This window comes from Catellatospora tritici, from assembly GCF_019083965.1.
Classification (GTDB): domain Bacteria; phylum Actinomycetota; class Actinomycetes; order Mycobacteriales; family Micromonosporaceae; genus Catellatospora; species Catellatospora tritici.
Window position 1 is genome coordinate 110508 of the sequence record NZ_JAHRCY010000001.1, and the last position, 11307, is coordinate 121814.

Annotated in this window: 10 protein-coding genes; 2 read left to right on the plus strand and 8 right to left on the minus strand. The window is 71.4% G+C overall.

Annotation, left to right across the window (positions count from 1 at the left end):
• Together KUA19_RS00500 and KUA19_RS00505 are read right to left on the minus strand one after the other, a co-directional pair.
• Complete coding sequence (locus tag KUA19_RS00500; protein ID WP_308167312.1) at positions 1-1344, minus strand: aldehyde dehydrogenase family protein; 1344 nt, start codon at positions 1342-1344, stop codon at positions 1-3.
• Positions 1345-1346: 2 nt separating this feature from the next.
• Positions 1347-2690 carry a glutamine synthetase family protein gene (locus KUA19_RS00505; RefSeq protein WP_217393713.1) on the minus strand — a complete coding sequence of 448 codons (1344 nt, stop codon included), beginning with the start codon at positions 2688-2690 and terminating at the stop codon, positions 1347-1349.
• 142 nt (positions 2691-2832) lie between these two features.
• Between KUA19_RS00505 and KUA19_RS00510 the strand changes: the two genes are divergently transcribed.
• Positions 2833-4056 (plus strand): NAD(P)/FAD-dependent oxidoreductase, encoded by a 1224-nt coding sequence (locus KUA19_RS00510; protein WP_217393715.1) that lies wholly within the window; start codon positions 2833-2835, stop codon positions 4054-4056.
• Between the two features lie 296 nt (positions 4057-4352).
• Here KUA19_RS00510 and KUA19_RS00515 read toward each other — a convergent pair whose 3' ends face one another.
• Both KUA19_RS00515 and KUA19_RS00520 read right to left on the minus strand, forming a co-directional pair.
• Positions 4353-4868: a hypothetical protein gene (locus KUA19_RS00515; RefSeq protein WP_217393717.1), complete on the minus strand. Its 516-nt coding sequence runs from the start codon at positions 4866-4868 to the stop codon at positions 4353-4355.
• A 170-nt stretch (positions 4869-5038) separates the two neighbouring features.
• Positions 5039-5875 (minus strand): GNAT family N-acetyltransferase, encoded by an 837-nt coding sequence (locus KUA19_RS00520; RefSeq protein WP_217393719.1) that lies wholly within the window; start codon positions 5873-5875, stop codon positions 5039-5041.
• 146 nt (positions 5876-6021) lie between these two features.
• Between KUA19_RS00520 and KUA19_RS00525 the strand changes: the two genes are divergently transcribed.
• On the plus strand, positions 6022-6627 hold the full coding sequence (locus KUA19_RS00525) for a PadR family transcriptional regulator (RefSeq protein WP_217394632.1): 606 nt from the start codon (positions 6022-6024) through the stop codon (positions 6625-6627).
• Between the two features lie 219 nt (positions 6628-6846).
• On the opposite strand, the gene ispG is transcribed toward KUA19_RS00525, so the two are convergent.
• The 4 genes from ispG to KUA19_RS00545 form a co-directional block, all read right to left on the minus strand.
• Positions 6847-8007 (minus strand): flavodoxin-dependent (E)-4-hydroxy-3-methylbut-2-enyl-diphosphate synthase, encoded by a 1161-nt coding sequence (ispG, locus tag KUA19_RS00530; protein ID WP_217393721.1) that lies wholly within the window; start codon positions 8005-8007, stop codon positions 6847-6849.
• Positions 8008-8014: 7 nt separating this feature from the next.
• Entirely contained in the window at positions 8015-9238 is a 1224-nt protein-coding gene (locus KUA19_RS00535) for a M50 family metallopeptidase (protein ID WP_217393723.1), read from the minus strand.
• Positions 9238-10419 (minus strand): 1-deoxy-D-xylulose-5-phosphate reductoisomerase, encoded by a 1182-nt coding sequence (gene dxr, locus KUA19_RS00540; protein ID WP_217394633.1) that lies wholly within the window; start codon positions 10417-10419, stop codon positions 9238-9240. Before dxr ends, KUA19_RS00535 begins: the two co-directional genes overlap by 1 nt.
• Positions 10420-10615: 196 nt before the next feature.
• On the minus strand, positions 10616-11155 hold the full coding sequence (locus KUA19_RS00545; RefSeq protein ID WP_217393725.1) for a GNAT family N-acetyltransferase: 540 nt from the start codon (positions 11153-11155) through the stop codon (positions 10616-10618).
• Positions 11156-11307: the final 152 nt, after the last annotated feature.

Genomic DNA, 11307 nt, shown 5'->3' on the forward strand with positions numbered 1-11307 from the left:
TTAGCTCGTAGCGATGAAGACGTTCTTGGTCTCGGTGAACGCCAGCGGCGCGTCCGGGCCCAGCTCGCGGCCCATGCCCGACTGCTTGACGCCGCCGAACGGGGTCCAGTAGCGCACCGACGAGTGGGAATTGACGCTGAGCACCCCGGCTTCGACGGCGCGGGCCAGCCGCAGCGCCCGGCCGACGTCCCGGGTCCAGATCGAGCCCGACAGCCCGTACGGCGTGTCGTTGGCCAGCCGGACCGCCTCGTCCTCGTCGTCGAAGGGCAGCACCGACAGCACCGGACCGAAGATCTCCCGCTGCCAGTGGTCCTCGTCGGGGGCGCTCGCCGCGAGCACCGTCGCCGGATGCCACCAGCCGGGGCCGTCCGGCGCCGCGCCGCGCAGCAGCACCCGGGCGTCGCCCACTCCGGCGCGCACCCGCTCCCGGTGCTCGCTCGTGATCAGCGGACCCATGCCGGTGGCCGGGTCGCGGGGGTCGCCGCAGCGCCAGGCCGCGACGGCGGGCTCCAGCAGGTCCAGGAACTCGTCGTACACCGAGCGCTGGACGAGCAGGCGAGAGCGGGCGCAGCAGTCCTGCCCGGCGTTGTCGAACACGGCCCCGGGCAGCGCGGCGGCGGCCGCCTCGAGGTCGGCGTCGGCGAACAGCAGGGTGCTGCTCTTGCCGCCCAGTTCCAGGGTGACCCGGGTCAGGTCGGCGGCGCAGCTCGCCATGATCTGGCGGCCGACCGCCGGCGAGCCGGTGAAGCAGATCTTGCGTACGCCCGGATGGGTCACCAACGCGTGCCCGGTCACCTCGCCGTGCCCCGGCAGCACCTGCAGCACGCCCTCGGGCAACCCGGCCGCCAGCGCCAGTTCACCCAGGCGCAGCGCGGTCAGCGGCGTCGCCTCGGCCGGTTTCACGATCACCGTGTTGCCCGCCGCCAGCGCGGGCGCGAAGCCCCAGGCCGCGATCGGCATCGGGAAGTTCCACGGCACGATCACGCCGACCACGCCCAGCGGCTCGTGGAACGTCACGTCCCAGCCGCCCGCGACCGGGATCTGCCGCCCGCACAGCCGCTCCGGCGCGCCCGCGTAGTAGTCGAGCAGATCGCGGACGTTGCCCGCCTCCCAGCGGGCGTTGCCGACGGTGTGCCCGGCGTTGTCGATCTCCAGCTGGGCCAGCTCCTCGACGTGCGCGTCGACCACGGCGGCGAAGCGGCGCAGCAACCGGGCCCGGTCGCCGGGAGACACGTGCCGCCAGCTCTCGAAAGCCTTCGCCGCGCGGCGCACCGCCGCGTCCACGCCCGCCGGGTCGACCGGCTCGACCGAGGTGATCAGCTCCTCGGTGACCGGGTTGACGATCTTCACAGCCGCTCGAACCCCCGCACCAGTTCCCAGTCCGTCACGGCCGCGTCGAAGGCGGCCAGCTCGACCTTGGCGGCGTGGCCGTAGTGCTCGACCACCTCGTCGCCGAACGCCTCCCGGGCCACCGCCGAGCCCTCCCAGCGCCCCAGCGCGTCGCGCAGCGTGGCGGGCATCCGCGGCGCGGCCGGGTCCTGATAGGCGTTGCCCCGGAACTCCGGCTCCAGCGTCAGCCCGTGGTCGATGCCGTGCAGGGCACCCGCGACCAGCGCCGCGATCGCCAGGTACGGGTTCACGTCGCCGCCGGGCGAGCGGTGCTCCACCCGCAGCGAGTGGTCGTGCCCGACCAGGCGCAGCGCGCAGGTGCGGTTGTCGCGCCCCCAGCGCAGCGCGGTCGGCGCGAACGAGCCCGCCTGGTACCGCTTGTACGAGTTGATGTTCGGCGCGTACAGCACGCTCAGCTCGGAGGTGGTCGCCAGCAGCCCGGCCAGCACCCGTTCCCCCAGCTCGCTGAGCGCGTGCCCCTCGGCCATCACCGGCCGCCCGTCGGCGTCGCGCAGCGAGAAGTGGATGTGGCACGAGTTGCCCTCGCGCTGGTTCGGCTTGGCCATGAAGGTCAGCGACATGCCCTGCGCCGCGGCGATCTCCTTGGCCCCGTGCTTGTAGATCGAGTGCTGGTCGGCGGTCTTCAGCGCCTCGGCGTACCGGAACGCGATCTCGTGCTGGCCCAGGTTGCACTCGCCCTTGGCGCTCTCCGGGGACAACCCCGCCCCGGTCATCGCCAGCCGGATGCCGCGCAGCAGCGGCTCCACCTTCGTGGTCCCCAGCAGCGAGTAGTCCACGTTGTACCCGTTGGCCGGGGTGAGTCCCTGGTACCGCTTCGCGGCCGCCTGCTCGTACGTGTCCTGGTATACGACGAACTCCAGCTCCGTTCCGACATACGCGGTCAGTCCGCGCTCGGCCAGCCGGTCGAGCTGGCGGCGCAGGATCTGCCGGGGCGACTGCACCACCGGGCTGCCGTCCAGCCACGTCACGTCGGCGAGCACCAGCGCGGTGCCGGGCAGCCAGGGCAGCGGGCGCAGGGTGTCGAAGTCGGGGGCGAGCACGAAGTCGCCGTACCCCTGCGACCAACCGGAGACGGCGTAGCCGTCGACCGGGGTCATCTCGACGTCCACGGCGAGCAGGTAGTTGCACGCCTCGCTGCCGTGCGCCACCACCTCGTCCAGGAAATAGGAGGCGTGCAGGCGCTTGCCCTGCAGCCGCCCCTGCATGTCGGTCATGGCGAGCAGCACCGTGTCGATCTCGCCCGCTTCGACCAGTGCGCGCAGACGCTCCACCGACCACATGCCCCAAGGTCTACCGGCACGGTTGACCGCCGTCAACCACTTGCATGATTCGTTCTCCGCGCCGTCACCTCCGACTCCCGCTCGGTGCAAAATCGTGACCGAGCCCTTCCGTTATCCGGGCCGATCGATTACCACTGACCGAATGGGAGCGAGTGCACCAGCGGTGATCATCGGGGGCGGCGTGATCGGCTGCTCGCTGGCCTACCATCTCGGCCGGGCCGGCTGGCGCGACACGGTGCTGCTGGAGCAGCACGGACTCACCGAGGGCACGACCTGGCACACAGCCGGGTTCGTCACCTCGATGCGCGGCCCGGACGGCCCCGGCTGGCACGCGCGGCTGGCCGGATACCTGCCCGCGCTGGCGGCGATGCTGCGCGCCGAGACCGGGCACGACCCGGGCTGGCGACCGGTGGGCGGCCTGCGGCTCGCCCTGTCCCACACCCACGTCGACGAGTTGCGGCGGCTGGCCCGCCGCGCCGACGAGCTGGGCGTGCCGCTGGAGCTGCGCGGCGCCTCCGCCACCATGAACCTCGCGCCGCGGCTGGACCTGGCCGACGTGCAGGCCGCGGCGTGGCTGCCGGGCGAGGGCTACGTCCGCCCCAAGGACTTCGTGGGCGCGCTGGTCGCGGGCGCTCGCGCGCACGGCGCCGACATCCGCACGGGGGTACGGGTGACCGGAATCGACACCACCGGCGGGGCGGTCCGCGCCGTCCATACCAGCGACGGCGTCATCGAGACCCCGGTCGTCGTCAACGCGGCCGGGGCCGCCGCGGGCGCGATCGGCGCGCTGGCCGGAGTGGGCGTGCCGGTCGTTCCGGTGCTGCACCAATACGGCGTGACCGAAGTCCTGCACCCCGCCCTCGACCCCGATACGACCCCCACGTGCCGCGTGCCCGAGCAGCAGTTCTACCTGCGCGCCGCCAACGGCGCGGTGATCATCGGCGGCAGCCGCCCCGATCCGAGGGCGGCCTGGCCCGCCGGAGACGCCGAGCCGCTAGCCAAGGCGCGCGAGCTGGCCGAACCGGACGAGGAGGCGTTCGCGCCGCTGTGGCAGTTGGCGCGGGCCCGCATGCCCGAGCTGGAACGGGTGAAGCTCGCGAAGATCATGCACGGGGTGGAGGCGTACACCCCCGACGGTGCCCCGCTCGCCGGCCCGACCGCCCTGCCCGGCCTCTGGGTCGCCGCGGGCGGCGGCCTGCACGGCATGGCCCTGGCCGGTGGCCTGGGCCGCCATCTCGCCGAGTGGATCACCACCGGAGCCTCCACCTGGGACCTGACCGCCCTGCTCCCTGACCGCTTCGGCCCCGCCGCCGCCACCCGCGACTGGCTCACCACCCGCGCCCTCGACACCCTCCGCCGCGCCTGACCCCCACCACCCTTCCCCGTTGAACACGGACTTCCCGTTGATCATGAACTTATGGCCGTGTTCGACGGTGTGTCCCCACCCCGGCACCGTGATCACCAACGCGCCCCGCCCCCTTGATCGCGCGAGTTGCCCGGCAACCGTGCGTATCTTGAACCCCGATCCCCCCGATTGCCGGGCAACTTGAGCGATCAAGGGGCGACGGCGACCCGGCGGCGGGGCGAACGGGTTGAGCGATCAAGGGGCGACCAAGGGGCGACCGCGACCGGGGCGGCGACCCGGGCCGCGGGGCGAACGGGTCAGTCGGTGGAGGGTTTCGGGGTCGGGGCGGCGGCGGGGCCCGTGGTCTCGACGGTGCTGGCGAGCTGGGACCAGATCATGCCGGTCTGGTGGGCCAGCGCGCCGACCACGGCGGGGACCACCGGCAGCAGCCAGTCGGCCAGCCAGCCGGTATGCGGCAGGTTGAGCACCACGATCGCCGCGACCGCCCCGCCCAGGCCGTGTACGCTCGCGCGCCACGCAGCCCGTCCGGTGTGCGCCACCGCCGCCCGCCGAGCCGCCTTGTCGCCGAGGTCCGGGAATCCGCCCAGCGCCTTGGCATCGCGCCGACCGAAGTTGAAACCGGCCACCGCCAGGCACACCGAGCAGCCGACGGTGACGGCGACGAGACTGTCGCGGGTCAGCAGCATCATGAGGGCGCCCGCGGCGCCGCCGCTGCCGATGGCGATGACAGCGCGGATCCACTCCTGCTTCTCTCCGGGGTACCAGTAGTACTTCGTGGTGGTTTCAGAGAGCTGTTTTACGATCCGCCCCATCGGGGTAGTCACCTCGCCGGCCGTCACATGTGGTCAGCACCAATCGTTACCTAAAGTAGTTACGAAAGTGCTGAAAGTCACGAGAACCGGCTCGTGACTGCGGCGTGGCGCGCGTGGAAGTTCCAGCGGCGCAACCGGGCCCGACGACCTGTCAGAACAGGGGCGACCTGTCAGAACAGGACGGTGGCGAAGGTGCCGACCTGCCGGAAGCCGAGGCGGTCGTAGACGCGGCGGGCCGGGGTGTTGAAGTCGTTGACGTACAGGCTGACCGTCGGGGAGACCCGGCGCAGCGCGTCGCGCACCACCGCCGCCATCCCGGCGGTGGCGTAGCCGTGGCCGCGGTGCGAGGGCGCCACCCATACCCCCTGGATCTGGGCGGTGTGTCGGGTGACGACGGCCAGCTCGGCCTTGAACACCACCTGGCCCTCGACGATCCGGGCGTACGACCGCCCGGCGCGCACCAGCTCCGCGACCCGCCCCCGGTAGCCGCGCCCGCCATCCTCGCCCAGCGGCGATACCCCGACCTCCTCGGTGTACATCGCCACCGAGGCCGGGAAGACCAGGTCGACCTCATCAGGGCGGACCTGGCGCACCAACGGGTCGACCTTCACCGACGACAGCGTGTCCAGCACCAGCAGGGGCTGACAGGCGCGCACCGTACGCTCCGGGCCCCAGCTCGGACGCAGCCGCTCCCACAGGCCCAGCACCGACTCCGCCTCGCCGACCAGCGACGCGCACACCCGGGGCTGGCCACTGATCATCTCGGCGAACGCGTCCACCGCCGCGGCGTTGGCACCCACCGGGGAGACCTGTCCGCCGGACCAGAGGACGGCTTCGGGCTGTCGACGGCCGCCGTACCCGTAGAGCCGTCCGTCGGCGCGCCAGCCCAGGCCACGCACCGCCACCCGCTCCGCCACCTGCGCCGCCGCGATCGGATACGCCGCGAGGAGGCGTTCCACTGCGGCACGGTCGGACTCAGCCAACTGCCGCACCGGGAGGGTGAGCATGACCACAGCCTAGTGAGATCTTCGCGTCATGCCAGGGGTATCCCCGAGGTGGTTGTGTTCCGACACATTGCCGATATATCGTTAACGTATCGGCGACACATCATCGATAGGAGCATGACATGTTGCGACACAACCTCGAGCGCCGGATGCGCCACCACGACAGCCACGGGCACGACCGCCACGGACGCGGCCACGAGGGCCACCACGGGCACCACGACCCGCGCCTGTTCGCCTTCGGTCCGATGCGCCCGCCGTTCGGCGGCTTCGGCCCAGGTGGACGAGGCGGCGGACAGGGGCGAGGGGGTGGCCGGGGACGGCGCGGCAACGTCCGCGCGGCAGTCCTCGGCCTGCTCAAGGAACGACCCATGCACGGGTACGAGATGATCTCCGAGCTGGAGGCCCGCACCGGCGGCGTATGGCGCCCGAGCCCCGGCTCGATCTACCCCACCCTGCAGCTACTGGAGGACGAGGGCCTGATCGTCAGCGAGGAGAGCGGCGGCCGCAAGCGGTTCTCGCTCACCGAGGCGGGCGAGACCGAGGCGGCGCAGACCACCGACAGCGGCGGCCGCCAGCCCTGGCAGCAGTTCGACGCCGAGCACATCGCCGAGGCCCAGGAGTTCCGGCAGGCGGGCGGGGCGTTGATGGAGGCGCTGCGGCAGATCGGGCTCAGCGGCACCGAGACCCAGCGCCAGGCGGCCCTGGCGGTCTTGGTCGACGCCCGCCGCAAGCTGTACGCCATCCTGGCCGAGTGACCCGACCGGGCGGTGCGCACCCGACCGCCCACCCCGGGGTTTTTCCATCGACACTGGCCTATCCAGTGGACCATTTTCTACGATTCGTGCTTCGGATAGGCCAGCGTCGATGCAAAGCGCGGGGCGTGAAGCCGATCGCGGAGTGGCACCCCGCAACGGCTGAGGCCGCTGGATCCGGACAACGGATCCAGCGGCCTCAGCCGTGTGAGTCGGAACCTGTCAGTGCACGGTCACCAGCGGGCTCGCGGGCTCGCCCAGCGGGTCGATGCCCAGCTCCTCGGCGATCTTCATCGCCTCCTCGACCAGGGTCTCCACGATCATCGACTCCGGCACGGTCTTGATGACCTGACCCTTGACGAAGATCTGCCCCTTGCCGTTGCCCGAAGCCACGCCCAGGTCGGCCTCGCGCGCCTCGCCGGGGCCGTTGACGACACAGCCCATGACAGCCACCCGCAGCGGGGCCGGGAAGCCCTCCAGCGCCGCGGTGACCTGCTCGGCCAGCGTGTACACGTCGACCTGGGCGCGGCCGCAGGACGGGCAGGAGACGATCTCCAGGCCACGCTCCTTGAGACCCAGCGACTCCAGGATCGCCGTGCCGACCTTGATCTCCTCGACCGGCGGGGCCGACAGCGAGACCCGGATGGTGTCACCGATCCCGTCGGCCAGCAGCGAGCCGAACGCCACCGCCGACTTGACCGTGCCCTGGAACGCCGGGCCGGCCTCGGTCACACCCAGGTGCAGCGGGTAGTCGCACTTCTGCGCCAGCAGCCGGTACGCCTTGATCATGACGATCGGGTCGTTGTGCTTGACACTGATCTTGATGTCACGGAAGCCGTGCTCCTCGAACAGCGAGCACTCCCACAGCGCCGACTCGACCAGCGCCTCGGGGGTCGCCTTGCCGTACTTCTCCAGCAGGCGCTTGTCCAGCGAACCGGCGTTGACACCGATGCGGATCGGCACCCCGGCCGCCGAGGCGGCCGCCGCGATCTCCTTGACCTTGTCGTCGAACTGGCGGATGTTGCCCGGGTTGACCCGGACCGCCGCGCAGCCCGCGTCGATCGCCGCGAACACGTACTTCGGCTGGAAGTGGATGTCGGCGATGACCGGGATCGGCGACTTCTTCGCGATCGCCGGGAGCGCCTCGACGTCGTCCTGGGACGGCACCGCGACCCGCACGATCTGGCAGCCGGACGCGGTCAGCTCCGCGATCTGCTGCAGCGTGGCGTTCACGTCCGAGGTCAGCGTGGTCGTCATCGACTGGACGCTGATCGGAGCGCCACCACCCACCGGCACCGAGCCGACCATGATCTGCCGGGTCTGGCGTCGGGGCGCGATGGGCGCGGGAGGAGCGGCCGGCATACCCAGGTTGATCGCAGTCACAGTTCTCTCACTTGATCGTGATGGGGTTGACGATATCCGCGGTGACGGTCAGTAGCGTGAACGCACCGAAGATCAGGATGACCGTGTAGGTCAGCGGCATGAGCTTGAAGTAGTCGACCCGGCCCGGGTCGGGCTTGCGCAACCGAGCGTAGACCCATGACCTGATTCTTTCGAACCAGGCGATCGCGATATGTCCCCCGTCAAGGGGAAGCAGCGGCAGCAGGTTGAACACGCCCACGAACAGGTTCAGCGTGATGAACAGCATCCAGAAGACGTTCCACAGGCCGTTCTCGACCGCCTCGCCGCCCAGGCGGCTCGCGCCGACCACGCTGATCGGGGTGTTCGGGTCGCGCTCCTCGCCCGCGATGGCCGAGAACAGGTTCGGAATCCGCTGCGGGAACTGCTTCATCGCCTCGAAGGTGCCCTTGGCCAGCACCCCGGCGAAGTCGGCCGAGGCCCCGACCGCCTCACCCGCGGAGTAGCGCACCGTGTACGGGATCGTCGGGGTCAGGCCCACGCCGATCGCCGACACCTTCTTGGTGCTGCCGTCGGTCATCGTCCGCTCGACCGCGGCCGGAGTCACCGTCACCTGCTGCGCGGTGCCGTCACGTACCACGGTCAGGGTCGCGGCCTTGCCCGCCTCCAGCGGCCGGATCTGGTCGACCGCCTGCCCCCACGTGCTCACCGCGGTCCCGTTGACCGCGGTGATGCGGTCGCCGTTGCGCAGCCCGGCCGCGGTGGCGGGGCTCTGCGGGTCGCCGGCGGCGCAGTCGCGCAGCGGCAGCGCGGTCACGACACAAGGCTGCACGTCGAGCACGGCGGGCTGCGCCGTGACCTCCTGGCCGCGCGGCAGCGCCGGATTGGGCAGGCCCGAGAAGATCGCCACCATGAACAGGGCGACCGCGGCGAGCATGAAGTGCACCACGGAACCGGCCGACATCACGATCGTCCGCTTCCACACCGGGTATCGCCACATGGCGCGCTCGTCGTCGGCGTCCTCGTCCTGCGGAGTCATGCCCGTGATCTTCACGAAGCCGCCGAGGGGGATGCCCTTGACGCCGTACTCGGTCTCACCGCGCTTGAACGACCAGAGAGTGGGTCCGAAGCCGACGAAGTAGCGGGTGACCTTCATGCCGAAGGCCTTTGCGGTGCTCATGTGCCCGGCTTCGTGGAGACTGACCGAGATCAGGATCGCCAGCGCGAAGAGGATCAACCCGACGATGTACGTCATCAGGCACCTTTCTCCTTGATCAGTTCATGAGCCCGGGTACGCGCCCAGTGCTCGGCGGCGAGCACATCATCGACCGTACCCGGTTCGTCGAAGTCCGGCGCACCGGAGAGGATCTCCGCCACGGTGTCGACGATGGCCAGGAACGGCAGTCGCCCGGCTGTGAAAGCCGCCACACACTCCTCGTTCGCCGCGTTGTAGATCGCCGGACGGCACCGCCCGGCCCGGCCCGCCGCCTTGGCCAGTTCCACCGCCGGGAACGCCTCGGTGTCCAGCGGGCGCAGCTCCCAGTTGTGGGCCAGCGTCCAGTCGACCGGCGCGGCCGCGTACGGCACCCGGTCCGGCCAGCCCAGCCCCAGCGCGATCGGCAGCCGCATGTCCGGCGGGCTGGCCTGCGCCAGCGTCGACCCGTCGGTGAACTCGACCAGGGAGTGCAGCACCGACTGCGGGTGCACCATCACCTCGATGTCGTCGTACGAGATCCCGAACAACTCGTGCGCCTCGATCACCTCGAGGCCCTTGTTCACCAGCGTCGCCGAGTTGATCGTGACCACCGGGCCCATGTCCCAGGTCGGGTGCTTGAGCGCCTCCTCGACGGTGACCTCGGCCAGCTCCTCGCGCCGCCGCCCCCGGAACGCGCCGCCCGACGCGGTCAGGATCAGGCGTCGCACCTCGGCCCGCGAACCGCCGCGCAGGCACTGCGCCAGCGCCGAGTGCTCGCTGTCCACCGGGATGATCTGCCCCGGCGCGGCCGCCGCCCGCACCAGCGGACCGCCCGCGACCAGCGACTCCTTGTTCGCCAGGGCGAGCAGTCGGCCCGCCTTCAGCGCGGCCAGCGTCGGCGCCAGGCCGAGCGAGCCGACCACGCCGTTGAGCACCAGGTCGGCGGGCCACTGGGCGAGTTCGGTCATCGCCTGCGGCCCGGCCAGGATCTTCGGCAGCTTGAAGTCACCGGACGACCAGCCGCGCCGCTGGGCCTCGGCGTAGAACGCCAGCTGCAGGTCCTGCGCCGCGGTCGCCTTCGCCACGCCGACCGCCTCGACGCCCAGCTCCAGCGCCTGCGCGGCGAGCAGCTCCACGTTGCCGCCACCAGCGCCCAGCGCGACCACGCGGAACCGGTCCGGGTTGCGGCGCACGATGTCGATCGCCTGCGTGCCGATCGACCCGGTCGAGCCGAGCAGCACTATCTCGCGGGGGTTCATCAGCCCATTCTCGCCGAGGCCGCCCGCCCGCCGCCCGAAGGGGGCTACTCGTCCAGCAGCCGTCGGGCCCCACGGCGTCGTGATGCAGTTTCGGGGAAAGCGCCGGAATCTTGGCCCGGATTCCTGCACTTTCGCCGAAACTGCAACCTCGCTGGGCGCCCCGAGGGCGGATGCGGGGTCAGGGGCGGGCGAGGTAGTGCTCGGCGGGCATGGAGTACCAGCGGGAGGTCTGGCCGAGGTGGGTCATGCCGAGGCGGCGCATCACGGCCAGCGACGGGGCGTTGTCGGGCTTGGCGATGGCGTGGACCTCGGGTAGGGCCAGCCGCGTGAACGCGTACCCGAGCAGCGCCCGCGCCGCCTCGGCGGCGTAGCCGCGACCCCACGAGTCGGGGTGGAAGTGCCAGGCGATCTCCACCTCCCCGAAACCGGGAACACCGTCATCGGGCTCGGGCAGCGGCTTGAGCGCGACCGACCCGGCGACCACACCGGTCTCCCGCACCTGCACCGCCCAGAGGCCGTAGCCAGGCTGTGCCGCGTACCCCTCGACGCGCCGGGTGATCGCGGCTGCCGCCTGCTCGCGGTCGGCCAGCGGGGTGGCCATGCCCAGCCAGCGGGTCACCTCGTCACGCCGGTAGATGTCAAAGGTCCGGTCTACGTCGGCGGGCGTGTCGGCCCACTCGCGAACGATCAGGCGCTCCGTCTCACAGATCACGACCATGCCGGTCATCGTGCCGCATCCGGGCGTCGCCGACCGGCCAGGTGTGCGATCGCGGTCGACATCAGATCCGCGCGGCCCTGCGGTCGCCCGAGGTCTCAAGGCGGCAGATCGTGGCATGGGTCGAACTCGGGGTCGCTGCGCTGGGCGGAGTC

Coding starts and splice junctions, on each gene's coding strand:
- KUA19_RS00525 (WP_217394632.1), top strand. CDS start 6,022: ATGCGCCACCACGACAGCCACGGGCACGACCGCCACGGACGCGGCCAC.
- KUA19_RS00520 (WP_217393719.1), bottom strand. CDS start 5,875: ATGCTCACCCTCCCGGTGCGGCAGTTGGCTGAGTCCGACCGTGCCGCA.
- KUA19_RS00545 (WP_217393725.1), bottom strand. CDS start 11,155: ATGGTCGTGATCTGTGAGACGGAGCGCCTGATCGTTCGCGAGTGGGCC.
- KUA19_RS00510 (WP_217393715.1), top strand. CDS start 2,833: ATGGGAGCGAGTGCACCAGCGGTGATCATCGGGGGCGGCGTGATCGGC.
- KUA19_RS00515 (WP_217393717.1), bottom strand. CDS start 4,868: ATGGGGCGGATCGTAAAACAGCTCTCTGAAACCACCACGAAGTACTAC.
- KUA19_RS00505 (WP_217393713.1), bottom strand. CDS start 2,690: ATGTGGTCGGTGGAGCGTCTGCGCGCACTGGTCGAAGCGGGCGAGATC.
- KUA19_RS00535 (WP_217393723.1), bottom strand. CDS start 9,238: ATGACGTACATCGTCGGGTTGATCCTCTTCGCGCTGGCGATCCTGATC.